A 13,709-nucleotide genomic window follows, 5' to 3' on the forward strand; every position below is an offset into this window, starting at 1 on the left:
CCGTACCAGAGAGGACGATCATGATTTTCAGTTATCCCCGCGATCTTGTCGGCTATGGCGGCAACCCACCGCAACCAGCATGGCCCGGCGGCGCGCGCATCGCCGTCCAGGTGGTGATGAATTATGAGGAAGGCGGTGAAAACTGCATCCTCCATGGCGATGATGGCGCGGAGACTTTCCTGTCAGAAATCATAAATGCTGCCCCGGTTCCGGGCGCGCGCCACATGAGCATGGAGCAGATTTACGAATATGGCTCCCGCGCGGGCGTGTGGCGGCTTCTGAAGCTGTTTGAAAAGCAGCAGGTGCCGGTCACCGTATTCGCGGTCGCCATGGCGCTGGAGCGCAACCCCAAGGTGGCCAAGGCGATCATGGAAGCGGGGCATGAAATCTGCTCCCACGGCTACCGCTGGATCAATTATCAGGATGTCGATGAGGACACCGAACGCCAACATATCCGCAAGGCGGTCGAGATCATTGAGCGTGTGACCGGCGAAAAGCCGCTTGGTTGGTACACGGGGCGGACCAGCCCCAACACCCGCCGCCTGGTGGCGGAACACGGCGGCTTCCTCTATGACGCCGATGATTATTCCGACGACCTGCCCTTCTGGACCACGGTTCACGGCAAACCGCAGCTGATTGTCCCCTATACGCTGGATACCAACGACATGCGCTTCGCCGCGGCCCAGGGCTTCAACTCGGGCGACCAGTTCTTCACCTATTTGAAGGATGCGTTCGACACGCTCTATGAAGAAGGCGAGACCGCACCGAAGATGATGTCCGTCGGCCTGCATTGCCGTATCGCCGGGCGCCCCGGCCGCTTCAAGGCGCTGGAGCGTTTCATCGAATACGCCAAGTCCCACGACAAGGTGTGGTTCTGTACCCGTGCTGACATCGCCCGGCACTGGCACGAACAGCACCCCTATCAGGAACCGGCGACATGAGCACGCCGTTCCGCCATAAGCCGAGCGATATGGACGAAACCAGCTTCCTGGCGACCTTCGGCGGCATCTATGAGCATTCGCCCTGGATCGCAGAAGCCGCATGGGCGGGACGCGAAGGCGACAGCCTCGACACGGTTGAAGGCCTCGCCGCCGCCATGAAGGCCGCGGTGGACGCCGCAAGCGAAGACGCCAAGCTCAAGCTTATCTGCGCGCACCCGGACCTCGCCGGCAAGGCCGCCATCCGCGGCGACCTGACAGTGGAAAGCCGGTCCGAGCAGGCCGGTGCCGGGCTTGACCAGTGCTCGGCGGAGGAGTTCGCGACCTTCAGAAGCCTGAATGCGGCCTACAAGGAGAAGTTCGGCTTCCCCTTCATCATCGCCGTCAAAGGCCTCGACCGCCAGGGTATCCTCGCCGCCTTCCGCGCGCGCCTGAACCATGACCGGACGCAAGAGTTTGAAACCGCGCTTGACCAGATTCACCGTATCGCAGGCTTCCGCCTTGCCGAGCTTGCCGAAGGCCTGACCCTAAAGGACCGCCCCCTATGACCGGCACCGACTTTACCCGCTTCATCAACCTCGCGAGCCCGCGCCTGGGCGCTGAGGTTACCTTTGCCACCGACGATTTCTTCGCCGACAAGGCCCGGCTGATCAGCCCGGAAGCGCCGGTTTTCATCCCCGGCAAATATGACGATAACGGCAAATGGATGGACGGCTGGGAAAGCCGCCGCAAGCGCGAGGCAGGCCATGACCATGCCGTGATCCGGCTGGGTGCGCGCGCGCTTGTGCACGGGGTCGATATCGACACCAGCCATTTCACCGGCAACTTCCCGCCCGCGGCTTCGGTCGACGCCTGCGTTTCAGAGTGCGACGTGCCAGGGGCTGACGCCGACTGGCAGGAAATCGTGCCCGCAACCGACCTTCAGGGTGACAGCCATCACCTGATTGCGGTGGACGGCGGTGCCGCCTGGACGCACCTCAGGCTCAACATATACCCGGACGGCGGCGTCGCGCGCCTGCGGGTCTATGGCAGTGTCGACAAACACTGGACGGCGGCCGACGCCGACAATACCGTCGACCTGCTCGCCATAGAAAATGGTGGCCGCCCCATCGTCGCCAACAATGAGCATTTCGGCGTGCTGGCCAACATCATGCTGCCGGGCAAGGGCCTCAATATGGGCGACGGTTGGGAAACCAGGCGGCGGCGCGAGCCCGGTAATGACTGGGCCATCGTCGAACTCGGCCACCCCGGCACGCTTGAGCGCGTCCTCGTCGATACCGCCTATTTCAAGGGCAATTTCCCGAGCCATGTCTCACTGCAGGCCGCGCTGGTGACAGGCGGCACCGACGCCAGCCTGACGGTGGAAAGCCAGTTCTGGCGGGAGCTTCTGCCCAAACAGCCGCTGACCGCCGATGCCGAACATGTCTTCACTGGTGAGCTCGCCGCCCCCGGCCCTATCAGCCACGTGCGCATCAATATCTTCCCGGACGGCGGCATCAGCCGCCTGCGACTGTTCGGCAAACCCACGATCGGATAAGACCCCGGGTTCAGCACAGGTTAAGCCCCGGAAGCGGATTGTACTTGCGGCGGACGGGCGCTAAGCTGGCCGTAACGAGTGACCGAACCGAGGGAGTGGGCACCCATGCGTATGATCTGGCAGGCTTTTCTGGCGGTATTATTGTTATCGACAGCGGCCCGGGCCGACGGCGTGCTGATTTTCAGCAATGATTTCAACCGCTATCTGTCTACCGCCAAGCCGGGGGATGTCTTCACCGTTGCCCCCGGGGTTTACCAGCTCAAGCGCTCCGCCAAGCTGATGGCCAGCGGCACACGCGAAGAGCCGATCATCATCCGCCCCGCAGACCCCACCAAAAAGACCACCATCCTCGTTGATACCACGATTGGCTTTGCCGTGACCGGCGCCCACTGGATCATCGAAGGCTTCGACATCATCGGCATCTGCGACAATGACAGCCAGTGCGAACACGCCTTCCATATCACCGGCCACGCCGATGACACCGTCATCCGAAACAACAGGCTGATCGACTTCAACGCCGCCATCAAAGGCAACGGCATCGTCGAGGGCGGACAGCAATATTTCCCGGACCGGGTGATCATCGAACATAACCAGATCTACAACCGCCGCCCACGGGAGACGCGCAACCCTGTCGCCCCGCTCGATGTGGTCGGCGGCCGCTTCTGGACCGTGCGGCAGAATTTCATCGCCGACTTCGAAAAAGCCGGTGGCAACCACATCAGCTACGCAGGCTTTCTCAAGGGCAATTCAGACAATGGCCTGTTCGAGCGGAACCTGGTGGTGTGCGAATGGCGCTTCAAAGGCGGTATCCGGCTTGGGCTGTCGTTCGGCGGCGGTGGCACCACCAACCCGCAATTCTGTCAGGGGCATTCCTGCGCGCTTCAGCATTATAAGGGCGTGATGCGCTCGAACATCATCATGAACTGCCCGGCGGATGTCGGCGTCTATCTCAACAATGCCGCCAATACCATCATGGTCAATAACACCATCCTCAACACCAAAGGGGTGGATGTGCGCTTCAACGGCAGCTTCGCGCTGTTCGCCAACAACATCATCGAAGGCCGCATCAAGTCCCGAGACGACGGCAATTTCCGCGAGGAGCACGACCTGGTCGAAGAATCGCTTTCGGACACCTTCCCGAACCTGGCCCGCTTCGACCTCACGCCCGCCGACCCGGACGATGTTGAGGGGGCTGCCCACGGCTATAACGGTGTCGATTTCTGCACCGGTCAAATCCAGGAAGACGCCAAGGGTGCGATGGCGGTGCCGAGCAAATGCTCGGTCCAGGCCATCCTCGACAAATACGCCGCCGACATGCCGAAATAACGCGTCAGTCTCCGACGCCTAAAGGCTGTAAATCCCACCGTCCCGTTCCTCGACGGCGACAGGGCGGAGATACCGGCCTTTACACGGACCGAGGTGGCAGTAGCCGGTTTCCACGTGGAACTGGGCGCCGTGGGTGCGGCAGATGAGGTCTGTGCCATCGATATTCAGGAAACGGTCCCCCATCAGGTTGAGCGGCGTACCCGCGTGGGGGCAGCGGTTTTCATAGACATAGGTCTGGCCGTGGAAGCGCTGGACCAGCAGGCTGATCTGGTGGCTGCCGTCGCGGAACACCAGCTCACGCCCGCCATGCTCGGGCAGGTCGTCCGTGCGGCACAGTAGCGTGCCGGGCGACGGCCCCGCGGGGACATCATCCAGTTCCAGGGGACGTGGCGGCCGCATCAGCGGAAATCCGCGAGTGCGGCCAACGTTGCGTAAGCCTCATCGTCGATCGGCATCACCGACAGCCGGGCCTGGCGCACGAGCGCGAGGTGGGCGAGGTCTTCCCGCGCCTTGATGTCCTTGAGGCTGACCGGGGTGCCCGCCGTCGCCACGGCCTTCAAATCGACAAGGCAGAAGCGGCCGCTCTCATCATCTGGGTCCGGGTAAGGCCCGCGCGCGACCGTACACAGGCCGACGATCTGGCGCTCATTTCCTGAGTGGTAAAAGAGGACGTCGTCGCCCTCTTGCATTGCCCGCATATTCTTCTGGGCCTGGAAATTGCGCACGTCGGTCCAGGGCTCGCTCTCGACACCGAGCTGGTCATCCCAGCCCCAGTCGCCTGCTTCGGATTTGACGAGCCAGTGCGCCATCGTGGAGTTATCCCTGATAATGGCCTTATCCCTGGGCCGGGACCCAGTCGCCGAGCGCGGCTTTCCAGTGGCGGATTTCGACATTCTCGAATAGGCCGGCGGACGCATAGGGGTCATTTTCCGCGAACAGCTGCACCGCGCCTTCGGAGGCGGCATCGATGATGATCATGCTGCCGATCGGCTTGGGGTCTTCGCCCGGCGACAGGATCGGCCCCGCCACTTTGATACGGTCCCCCGCACTTGCCAGATACTCAAGGTGTGCCGGGCGGGTTGTCATGCGGATGGCTGTGGAATTCGGCTTGTCGTGGGCGATGATCATGAACAGCATCTTGGGGGGCCTCCTATCGGCGTTCGGTGGTGAAGGGACGGTTCAGAAGCGCATCCATCACCGTGCGCACATCCTTGCCTTCCTTGAGAATTTGGTAAACCGCTTCGGTGATCGGCATCGAAAGACCCTTGCTGGCTGCGATTTTCTTTACGATCTCAACCGTATGCGCGCCTTCGGCAACCGAATTGCGCTCGGCCATGATCTCGGCGAACGTCCGGCCTTCGCCGATCGCCTTGCCGAGCGACATGTTGCGGGACTGGGTGCTTGAGCAGGTCAGGATCAGGTCGCCAAGCCCCGAAAGGCCCATCAGCGTTTCGCGTTCGGCACCGTAGAGCGCGCCGAAGCGCATGATTTCAGCCAACCCCCGGGTGATGACCGCGGCCTTGGCGTTTTCGCCGATCGCGAGTCCGGCGACGATGCCGCAGGCGATCGCCAGCACGTTTTTGACCGCGCCGCCGACCTGCGCGCCGACCACGTCATGGTCGTAATAGGGCCGGAAGGTAGGCTGGCCGAGCGCCTGAACGAGCTTGTCGCCGACCTCCCGGTCCGCGCAGGCAAGCGTCAGCGCGCACGGCATGCCGCGCGCGACCTCCGCCGCGAAGGTGGGGCCGGACAGCACTGCGACCGGATGACCGGGCGCGACTTCCTCGACCGCTTCACTGAGAAGCTTGCCGGTCGCGACCTCGATGCCCTTGGAGCAGATGACCAGTGGCACGCCCTTTTTCAGGTGTTGCACCTGCGACAGAAGCATGGCGCGCAAGTGTTGCGCCGGCGACACGATGAGGAGCGCGTCAATATCGGCCATATCCGCCATGTCACCGGTCGCCCGAAGCGCCGGGTTGAGCGGGACACCGGAGAGAAAAACCGTGTTCTCGTGGGACGTGTTCACGCTGTCGACCACCTCGGGCTCACGCGCCCACAGGATGGTATCACGCCCGGCCCTCGCCGCCACTTCAGCGAGCGCCGTACCCCAGGCTCCTGCCCCCAATACACCGATCTTCTGCACCTGATGATGTCTCCCTCGATTGTTTTCGCAAGATTGCCCGTTTGGGCCTGCTTGGGCAAGCGCTTATGCCTGCCCCTAAGCCTTGGCGCCTTTTTTGCCCGAGCCAACGATGGGTGCCGCACGTTCGTCCAAAGGCCAGCGTGGCCGGGCCGAAACGTCCCGGTCATCCAGCCCCGGATTGACGCGGAAGCGCTCAAGCCCGGCCCAGGCGATCATGGCGCCATTGTCGGTGCACAGGCTGAGGGGCGGCGCATGGAAGCTGAGCCCTTCGGATGCGGCGAGCGCTTCGATCTCTCCGCGCAGGTAGGCATTGGCAGCAACCCCGCCCGCGACCACGAGCGGGAAGTCCCCCGCCCCAACATCAGCGCGGAACAAAGCGACGGCATGGCGGAGCCGGTCTTTGAAGCAGGCACCGATCGTCATCTGAAACGCGGCGCAAATGTCGGCGCGGTCGTCTTCATAAAGCATCCCGCGCTTGGCGACACAGTCTTCGGCAAGGCGGCGCACAGCGGTCTTGAGGCCGGAGAAGGAAAAGTCACAGCCCGGTTTGCCGACCATGGGCTTCGGCAGTTTGAAGCGGGCGGGGTCGCCCTTCCCCGCTTCCTTTTCCACCGACGGTCCGCCGGGGTAGGCGAGCCCAAGCAGCTTGGCGGTCTTGTCGAAGGCCTCACCAGCGGCGTCATCAATGGTGCTGCCGAGGCGTTCATAATCCCCCACTCCGCGCACGGACAGGATCTGGCAGTGTCCGCCGGAGACCAGAAGCAGCAGGAACGGGAATTCAATATCGGCAACCAGCCTTGCGGTGAGCGCATGGCCTTCCAGATGGTTGACCGCGACAAACGGCTTCCCGGCCGCGCGCGCTATCGCCTTCGCGGTCATCACGCCAACCATCAGGCCGCCGACGAGCCCCGGCCCGGTGGTGGCGGCGATGGCATCGAGGTCATCAAAGCCGAGGGCCGCATCGTCCATCAGGCCTTTCAGCAGGTGATCGAGGTGCGAAATATGCTGGCGCGCGGCAATTTCCGGCACGACACCGCCAAACTCAGCATGGTCGTCGATCTGCGACAGCACCCGGTGCGCCAGGATTTTCTTGTCCGCCGAGACAATGGCCGCGGCGGTTTCGTCGCAGCTGGTCTCAACCCCCAGGACGAGGGGGCGGCGAAACTGCTGATTTACCTGATCGTTAGTGCCTGTCATGGACAATTCCCGTCGTGCGGCGGCAAAATCCCGTCATTGGGGCTTGGGCGAAAGACTATAAGGTTCTATAAGCCATTAAAACAGTGGCGATTTCACCGCCCGCCTTTAGCATCCGGAGAGGGTTTCGTGCAACAAGCGATCAAAATCGGGACCAGGGGCAGCCCCTTGGCGCTCGCGCAGGCAGAAGATGTAAAAGCAAGGCTTGTCGCCGCACACGCCGACCTCACGCCAGACGATATCGAGATCGTCATCATCAAGACCACCGGTGACCGCATCCTCGACCGGCATTTGATGACCGCGGGCGGCAAAGGCCTGTTCACCAAGGAAATCGAAGACGCGCTTCTTGAAGGCCGCATCGACTGCGCCGTGCATTCCAGCAAGGACATGCCCACGAGCCTGCCGGATGGGCTTGTGCTGTCGACCTTCCTGCCGCGTGAGGACGCCCGCGATGTCTTCATCAGCGCGGCCTACGCGAGCCTACGCGAGCTGCCCGAAGGCGCGACCGTCGGCACGGCATCTCTGCGCCGCCGCGCGCTGGCCCTGAGGCTGCGCCCCGACCTCAAGATCGTTACCTTCCGCGGCAATGTGCAGACCCGCCTTCGCAAGCTGAAGGACGGCGAGGCCGACGCCACTTTCCTGGCGCGCGCAGGGCTGAACCGGCTGGATATGGCATCAGCCGCCACCGAAACGCTGAGCTTCGAGGACTTCCTGCCTGCCCCGGCCCAGGGTGCGGTGACGGTGGAAGTTCGTGATGCCGACAGCGCGATGAAAGACTGGCTGGCCCCGCTCCACTGCGCCAGGACCGCGCTTGAAGTGACGGCCGAGCGGGCGTTCCTGGCAGCACTCGACGGCTCCTGCCGCACGCCGATTGCCGCCCACGCGACAGCGGATGAAAATCGGGTTATCATGCGCGCCATGTTATTGTCACTCGATGGGCAAACGGTGTTTGAACAATCCGGCGAGACGGCCGCAGACCTCAATGACGTCGCCGCGCTCGGCGAACGGCTTGGCCATGCTGTCCGCGCGGACGCCGGCGCCGCGTTCTTCGACCAGCTTGCCCGCGACATAGAAGCGGAGATCGCATGAGCACGGTTCTGATAACCCGCCCGCAGGAAGAAGCGACCGCGACCGCCGAGAAGCTTGAGCGCATGGGCCACAGGGTCGTCACGGCACCGATGATCGCCGTTGACCCGGTCTCCTTCGAGATCCCCGATGAAGGCCGCAGCCTGATCGTCACCAGCAAGAACGGCGCCCGCCACGGCCTTGCCAATATCGGCAACAAGGAACGGCCGATTTTTGCCGTCGGCGAAGCCACAGCGGATATTGCCCGCCAGCTTGGTTTCACCAACGTCACGGTCGGCCCCGGCACCGCCCGCGAAATGATCCCGACCCTTCTGGAATGCGGGATTTCCGAGAAGCGCAAATATACCCACCTGGCCGGGAACGTGATTTCCTACAATATCGCCGACGTCCTGAGGGGTGAGGGGATCGATGCCGACTATACGGTGACCTACCAGACACGGGCCGTGCGCACCTTTTCGCTCGGCGTTCAGGAAGCCCTGGACGAAGGTGAAATTGACTATGCGCTCTTTTATTCGCCGCGCACCGCCACCATCTTTGAAGAGGCGGTCGCTGATTATGAGCGGTCCGACTGGCTTCAGAAGATGAACGCCCTCGCGCTGTCGACGCGGGTGGCCGACTGTCTGATCGGGCCATGGCGGACGGTGAATTACGCGATCATACCGACAGAAAAGGCCTTGTTCAGCCTGATCGGCTAACAGGCACACGCCGAGCTACAGAAAGGCCGGGGGATAGGCAGTGAGCGATACGGACGCAAAGCCCGAAGACCAGAACGACGACATCGACGCCGAGATCATCGAAGCCGAGGTCGTGGAAGAGCCGACGCCGGCCCCGGATGAGCCCATCCGCCCTGCCGTGACGGCTGCGCCGCCTGCGAAAAAATCATTCATGGCCCGTGCGGGCTGGATCCTCGCGTTCGGCCTCGCCGCCTTCATCGGCGGTGTTGCCACCGCACCCCAGTTCGATGCCGGGCTGATCAAGCTTGGCCTCAAGGATGCGCCGCCCACCCCGGCGGCCGCGGGCCAGCAGACAAATACAAAGCTTGAAGCGGTTGAGACCAGCCTTGGCGAGATAAAGGCATCTTTGGCGCGCCAGCAGGAAATGCTGGCCCAGCATGAGGCCGCCCTCCGGGCCGCCGATGATGCCCGCACCAAGCTGAAAGACGACCTGACCACGCTGGCAAGCAACGCCCAAACCGCGACCGAAAACCCCGCCCCCGCCGCAGACGCGCAGGAAATTGCCGCGCTGCAGGACAAGGTTACGCAGCTTAATGACGATGTCGCGCGGCTGACGAGCCTCGCGGGTAGCACGGACCCGGCGGTCAAGGACCTGTCCGGCGCCCTGGCGATTGCCCGTGCCGAATCCGCCCAGCTCAAAAGCCGCTTGGCCACGCTTGAGAAGGCGATGCAGTCGGTCCAGAGCGGCGCCGTGGACGCCAGCCCGCGTGGCCGATTAATCCTCGCGCTCGGGCGCCTGAAAGACCGGGCGCTCAGCGGCCTGCCGTTCGGCCAGGACCTCGCCGCCCTTCGCCCCGACTTCGCCACGCTTTCAGCGCTTGACCAGCAGCGCATCGGTGCGGACCTCGGCCTTCTGGAAGACAATGGCGGCGGTATCCCGTCCTTCGACAGGCTGCTCGCAGACTATGACAGCGCCGCCACCGCGGCCGTGAAAGCGTCGGATAAAGCCAGCGGCAATTTCCTGACCGGGCTTTTCACCATGCGCCGCACGGACGCAGGCGCCACCGGGCTTGATGCTACGCTCGCCAAAGCCGAACGGGCCTTGCGCGCCCGGGATGTGGCGGGGGCCGTGAAGCTCCTCAGCGCCGTTAAAGGCCCGGCCGCCGACGCGCTCACCACCTGGCTGAATGGTGCCAAGGCCTATGTTGCCGTCGAGGCCGCCTTCGGCCGCCTGACCGCCACGGTCGCGCGCGATGATGCTCCGGCCCCGGCCCTTAAAACACCGGCGCCCAAAGCACCGGCCCAGACGGAAAATAATGAGGGAGCATCCTCGTGATCCGCCTCGTCCTGCTGTTCGCCGCCATCCTGGCCGCCGCGGCCGGCGCCGCCTGGCTTGCCGACCACCCCGGCAATGTCACCATCGATTTTGAGGCCTACCGCATCGACACCAGTTTCGCCGCGCTCACGCTTTTCGCCGCCGGTGTCGCAGCACTATCCGGCCTTTTCGTCTGGCTGGCGGGCTGGATCAGGCGGGACATGCCGGTCTTCGGTACCAATCAGGTGATCAAACGCCAGAGCCGGGGCTTCAAAATCCTCAACCAGTCACTGGTGGCCCTGTCCGCAGGGGACCATAAGCTGGCCCAAAGGCTTGTCGGCCAGGCCGAAGTGCTGTTACCGCCCCAGCCGATGATCCACCTGATCGCCGCCGAAGCCGCGACCCGTTCGGGCAACCACGCCGAAGCCGCCAAGCGCTATAAGGCTTTGGAGGCCACCGAGGACGGACGGCTGATCGGCCTGCGCGGCCTCGTCCATGAAGCCCGGCGCACGGGCCGCGAAAATGAGGCGCTGCAGCTCACGCGCACCGCTTTCAAGGAAAACCGCAAAAGCCCGTGGGTGCTGAAGACGCTGTTCTCGCTCGAAGTCTCGGCAGGCAACTGGCAGGCCGCGGCGGAAGCGCTTGGCAAGGTCGCCAAGGAAGGCCTCATAGACGCCGAAACCGTCAGCCGCCACAAAGGTGCGCTCGCCTACGCCGAAGCGGCGGAAGCCAACCTCAAGGGCGACCACGCCGCCGCGCGCAAGGGCTATAAGAAAGCACTGTCGGCGCGGGCCGGGTTCACCCCCGCCGTTATCGCGCTCGCCAAGCTTGAACAGGCGGATGGCAGCGCCCGCAAGGCCGAGAAGATCATCCTGAATGCGTGGGAAGACGCCCCGCACCCCGGCCTCGCACGGGTTTATAAATCGCTCGATGCCGCGGAATCGATGGAGGACTGGCTGAAGCGCGCCCGCACGCTGGCGGCCAAGCGCCCCGCCCACCCGGAATCGATGCTGCTGCTCGCCGACGCCATGATGGACGCGCACGCCTATGACGATGCCGCGCCGATCCTTGAGCGGCTGACCCGCGAAAGCCCGTCGCGTGAGGCCTGGCAGTTCCGCCTCGCCCTCGCCCACGTGAAGGGCGAAAACCCGGACCCGGTGGAAGCCGCCCTCGCCCACGCGCCGGACGGCGCCGTGTGGCGCTGCACCGATTGCGGCCACACACCCGCCGGCTGGGCGCCGCTCTGCCCTTCCTGCCACGGCTTCGACACCATCGAATGGGGCGGCAAGGCGGACATCACCGGCCCCGAAAGCCGGTTCGACCCATCGGGCACCATCGCGCTCCTGTCCGACTCTACCCCAAAGGCATGATGCCTGATGGACGTTTTCCTAGAAATCATCGTCAAGACTGTCAGTACAATCCTACATTGGATCCTGCCGGATAAGCTTGCGAACTGGGCTGAGGTCTGCCTGTGGGGGCTAGGGATGATCCTGTGCCTCGTCTTCGAGGCTTGGTGGCTTTATCACGCCTTGACAGCCGCCACTCCGATACCAGTTGGCCAAATCATCGTGATTGGGGGCGCCATTCTCGCGTTCGGTGGAGCCTTCGCGGCAGCCCTTTTTGTGCGACATCGTCTGTTGCAGGACAACTGACTTACAGGCGGTATACTATAGGTCAAAAATAGGGCTTGCCAAATGAGGAGGCAGCCCATATTTTGCGCCCTGCCTTCGGGCCCGAGTGCAGACTCAGCAGAGTCATATCTCAGGCGCCGCATTAGCTCAGTTGGTAGAGCACCTCATTCGTAATGAGGGGGTCGTTGGTTCGAGTCCGACATGCGGCACCACCCTTCCCCTGAAAACCTGACCTAAACAGACCATGCCTGTTGGCGTGGTGTCTTCGTTCAGCTGCGCCAGAAGTGCGGGTCGAACAGCATGATGAGGGTGAAGACCTCAAGGCGGCCGAGCAGCATGGCGAAGCTGAGGAGCCATTTGGCGCCGTCCGGCAGGCTGGCGAAGTTGCCCGAGGGGCCGATGATATGGCCGAGGCCCGGACCGACGTTGCAGATGGCCGTCGCCGTGGCGCTGAGCGCGGTCACGAAGTCCACCCCCAGCATGGCGATCCAGAGCGTGATGATCGCGGTCGAGGCGAAGAAAACCGCGAGGAAGGCCAGCACCGAAAGCGGCAGGTCATCCGGCATCCGCGTGCCGTGGTAGCGCAGGATCACCACCCGGTTCGGGCTGTTGAGGCGGAGCATCTGCTCACGCATGGTGATCCACAGCACCTGGAAGCGGTAAACCTTGATCGCCCCCGCGGTCGAGCCCGCGCAGCCGCCCATGAAGGTGAGCAGGAAGAAGCCGACCACGGCGCCCGTGCCCCAGGTGGTGTAGTCCGTGGTCACGAAGCCGGTCGTCGTCGCGATGGAGACGATGTTGAAGGCGGTCGCGGTCAACGCCTGAAAGATGGGCATATGCTGGTCGAGGCTGAGCATGACAGCCGCGATCACGATCACCCAACCGAGGAATTTGACATAGGCGCGGATCTGCGGGTCTTCAATCAGCGCGGTCGGGCGACCCTTGGCGAACTTGACGAAGGCGAGGAACGGCATCCCGCCCGCGAGCATGAAAATGGTGCCAACCCACTGGGTCGCCATGCCGAAGCGCGCGAACGAATCGTCATGAGTGCCGTAACCGCCGGTCGCCAGTGTCGCCATGGCATAGTTGATGGCATCGAAGCCGGACATGCCGGTGACCGCATAGCCGAGCGCGCACAGGGCGGTGAGCGCGACATAAACCCCGATGATCCACTGCATCATTTCGGTCGATTTGGGCACGATCTTCTCGGACCGGTCCGAGCTTTCGGTGCGGAACAGCTGCATCCCGCCAATGCGCAGGAACGGCAGCATGATGATCGCCATCACGATGATGCCGACGCCGCCGATCCAGTGCAGCAGCGAGCGCCACAGCAGAAGCCCCGGCAGCAAGTGGTCGAGCCCCGACATGACGGTGGAGCCGGTCGTCGTCATGCCCGAAACGGTTTCGAACACTGCGTCTGTGTAGGACAGGCCGATATGCTCAGAGAGGCCAAGCCCCATCAGCGGCAGCGCGGCGAAGGCCGGCAGCACGATCCAGCTGAGGGCGGTAAGCAGGAAGGCCTGTTTGAGGTCCAGGTTGAATTCGTTGTCGTCCTTGGTGGACAGGAAGGCCATCAGGCCGAAGAAGCCGGTCACGGCGGCGGAGAAGAGGAACTCAAGCGGCGTATTGCCCGCCATCTGCACCTCGACGATCGCGGGGATCATCATGGTGATCGCCAGCGCGACCAGAAGGAGGCCGAGCACATGGATGATGGGACTGAGCTTGATGGGGAAATGCATTATGAATACGGGACAACCGGTCGAGGCACACAGGCCCACCTCAAAACATCAAACCGGTTTCTCAGCCCTTCCTCTCGATTTCCGGGAGGCACCACCTAATGCCAACAGACGGCATTTGTCAAACAT

The 13,709-nt window shown here is 63.3% G+C and carries 15 protein-coding genes and 1 tRNA gene; 10 read left to right on the forward strand and 6 right to left on the reverse strand.

Going from position 1 to position 13,709, the window contains the following annotated elements:
* The first annotated feature begins 20 nt into the window (after nucleotides 1–20).
* From puuE to K6118_RS16020, 4 genes are all read left to right on the forward strand, one after another.
* Nucleotides 21–941 (forward strand): allantoinase PuuE, encoded by a 921-nt coding sequence (gene puuE, locus K6118_RS16005; RefSeq protein ID WP_247121492.1) that lies wholly within the window; start codon nucleotides 21–23, stop codon nucleotides 939–941.
* Entirely contained in the window at nucleotides 938–1,486 is a 549-nt protein-coding gene (uraD, locus tag K6118_RS16010; protein WP_247121493.1) for a 2-oxo-4-hydroxy-4-carboxy-5-ureidoimidazoline decarboxylase, read from the forward strand. The genes puuE and uraD overlap by 4 nt, the downstream gene beginning before the upstream one ends.
* Entirely contained in the window at nucleotides 1,483–2,475 is a 993-nt protein-coding gene (alc, locus tag K6118_RS16015) for an allantoicase (RefSeq protein WP_247121494.1), read from the forward strand. The genes uraD and alc overlap by 4 nt, the downstream gene beginning before the upstream one ends.
* Nucleotides 2,476–2,580: 105 nt before the next feature.
* Entirely contained in the window at nucleotides 2,581–3,801 is a 1,221-nt protein-coding gene (locus tag K6118_RS16020) for a right-handed parallel beta-helix repeat-containing protein (protein ID WP_247121495.1), read from the forward strand.
* 18 nt (nucleotides 3,802–3,819) lie between these two features.
* On the opposite strand, the gene K6118_RS16025 is transcribed toward K6118_RS16020, so the two are convergent.
* From K6118_RS16025 to tsaD, 5 genes are all read right to left on the reverse strand, one after another.
* Complete coding sequence (locus K6118_RS16025; RefSeq protein WP_247121496.1) at nucleotides 3,820–4,200, reverse strand: Rieske (2Fe-2S) protein; 381 nt, start codon at nucleotides 4,198–4,200, stop codon at nucleotides 3,820–3,822.
* Nucleotides 4,200–4,610 carry an EVE domain-containing protein gene (locus K6118_RS16030; RefSeq protein ID WP_247121497.1) on the reverse strand — a complete coding sequence of 137 codons (411 nt, stop codon included), beginning with the start codon at nucleotides 4,608–4,610 and terminating at the stop codon, nucleotides 4,200–4,202. Before K6118_RS16030 ends, K6118_RS16025 begins: the two co-directional genes overlap by 1 nt.
* A 25-nt stretch (nucleotides 4,611–4,635) precedes the next feature.
* Complete coding sequence (locus tag K6118_RS16035; RefSeq protein ID WP_247121498.1) at nucleotides 4,636–4,938, reverse strand: YciI family protein; 303 nt, start codon at nucleotides 4,936–4,938, stop codon at nucleotides 4,636–4,638.
* 13 nt (nucleotides 4,939–4,951) lie between these two features.
* Nucleotides 4,952–5,944, reverse strand: coding sequence for an NAD(P)H-dependent glycerol-3-phosphate dehydrogenase (locus tag K6118_RS16040; protein WP_247121499.1), 993 nt, complete (start codon nucleotides 5,942–5,944; stop codon nucleotides 4,952–4,954).
* A gap of 75 nt (nucleotides 5,945–6,019) precedes the next feature.
* Nucleotides 6,020–7,141 carry a tRNA (adenosine(37)-N6)-threonylcarbamoyltransferase complex transferase subunit TsaD gene (gene tsaD, locus K6118_RS16045; RefSeq protein ID WP_247121500.1) on the reverse strand — a complete coding sequence of 374 codons (1,122 nt, stop codon included), beginning with the start codon at nucleotides 7,139–7,141 and terminating at the stop codon, nucleotides 6,020–6,022.
* A 126-nt stretch (nucleotides 7,142–7,267) separates the two neighbouring features.
* Between tsaD and hemC the strand changes: the two genes are divergently transcribed.
* From hemC to K6118_RS16075, 6 genes are all read left to right on the forward strand, one after another.
* Nucleotides 7,268–8,227: a hydroxymethylbilane synthase gene (gene hemC, locus K6118_RS16050; RefSeq protein ID WP_247121501.1), complete on the forward strand. Its 960-nt coding sequence runs from the start codon at nucleotides 7,268–7,270 to the stop codon at nucleotides 8,225–8,227.
* The gene (locus K6118_RS16055; protein ID WP_247121502.1) at nucleotides 8,224–8,919 is read left to right on the forward strand and encodes a uroporphyrinogen-III synthase; all 696 of its coding nucleotides are present in this window, start codon (nucleotides 8,224–8,226) and stop codon (nucleotides 8,917–8,919) included. Before hemC ends, K6118_RS16055 begins: the two co-directional genes overlap by 4 nt.
* 40 nt (nucleotides 8,920–8,959) lie before the next feature.
* Nucleotides 8,960–10,234 (forward strand): COG4223 family protein, encoded by a 1,275-nt coding sequence (locus K6118_RS16060; RefSeq protein WP_247121503.1) that lies wholly within the window; start codon nucleotides 8,960–8,962, stop codon nucleotides 10,232–10,234.
* Nucleotides 10,231–11,583: a heme biosynthesis protein HemY gene (locus K6118_RS16065; protein WP_247121504.1), complete on the forward strand. Its 1,353-nt coding sequence runs from the start codon at nucleotides 10,231–10,233 to the stop codon at nucleotides 11,581–11,583. The genes K6118_RS16060 and K6118_RS16065 overlap by 4 nt, the downstream gene beginning before the upstream one ends.
* Before the next feature lie 6 nt (nucleotides 11,584–11,589).
* Entirely contained in the window at nucleotides 11,590–11,865 is a 276-nt protein-coding gene (locus tag K6118_RS16070; protein WP_247121505.1) for a hypothetical protein, read from the forward strand.
* 115 nt (nucleotides 11,866–11,980) lie between these two features.
* Nucleotides 11,981–12,056, forward strand: a tRNA-Thr gene (locus K6118_RS16075).
* 57 nt (nucleotides 12,057–12,113) lie between these two features.
* On the opposite strand, the gene K6118_RS16080 is transcribed toward K6118_RS16075, so the two are convergent.
* Nucleotides 12,114–13,583 carry a TrkH family potassium uptake protein gene (locus tag K6118_RS16080; RefSeq protein WP_247121506.1) on the reverse strand — a complete coding sequence of 490 codons (1,470 nt, stop codon included), beginning with the start codon at nucleotides 13,581–13,583 and terminating at the stop codon, nucleotides 12,114–12,116.
* Nucleotides 13,584–13,709: the final 126 nt, after the last annotated feature.

It is taken from the genome of Kordiimonas marina (assembly GCF_023006325.1).
GTDB classification, from domain to species: domain Bacteria; phylum Pseudomonadota; class Alphaproteobacteria; order Sphingomonadales; family Kordiimonadaceae; genus Kordiimonas; species Kordiimonas marina.

What these genes read in the sequence shown, in the direction of transcription:
- puuE (WP_247121492.1), top strand. Translation starts at nt 21, where the DNA reads ATGATTTTCAGTTATCCCCGCGATCTTGTCGGCTATGGCGGCAACCCA.
- uraD (WP_247121493.1), top strand. Translation starts at nt 938, where the DNA reads ATGAGCACGCCGTTCCGCCATAAGCCGAGCGATATGGACGAAACCAGC.
- alc (WP_247121494.1), top strand. Translation starts at nt 1,483, where the DNA reads ATGACCGGCACCGACTTTACCCGCTTCATCAACCTCGCGAGCCCGCGC.
- K6118_RS16020 (WP_247121495.1), top strand. Translation starts at nt 2,581, where the DNA reads ATGCGTATGATCTGGCAGGCTTTTCTGGCGGTATTATTGTTATCGACA.
- K6118_RS16025 (WP_247121496.1), bottom strand. Translation starts at nt 4,200, where the DNA reads ATGCGGCCGCCACGTCCCCTGGAACTGGATGATGTCCCCGCGGGGCCG.
- K6118_RS16030 (WP_247121497.1), bottom strand. Translation starts at nt 4,610, where the DNA reads ATGGCGCACTGGCTCGTCAAATCCGAAGCAGGCGACTGGGGCTGGGAT.
- K6118_RS16035 (WP_247121498.1), bottom strand. Translation starts at nt 4,938, where the DNA reads ATGCTGTTCATGATCATCGCCCACGACAAGCCGAATTCCACAGCCATC.
- tsaD (WP_247121500.1), bottom strand. Translation starts at nt 7,141, where the DNA reads ATGACAGGCACTAACGATCAGGTAAATCAGCAGTTTCGCCGCCCCCTC.
- K6118_RS16055 (WP_247121502.1), top strand. Translation starts at nt 8,224, where the DNA reads ATGAGCACGGTTCTGATAACCCGCCCGCAGGAAGAAGCGACCGCGACC.
- K6118_RS16070 (WP_247121505.1), top strand. Translation starts at nt 11,590, where the DNA reads ATGGACGTTTTCCTAGAAATCATCGTCAAGACTGTCAGTACAATCCTA.
- K6118_RS16080 (WP_247121506.1), bottom strand. Translation starts at nt 13,583, where the DNA reads ATGCATTTCCCCATCAAGCTCAGTCCCATCATCCATGTGCTCGGCCTC.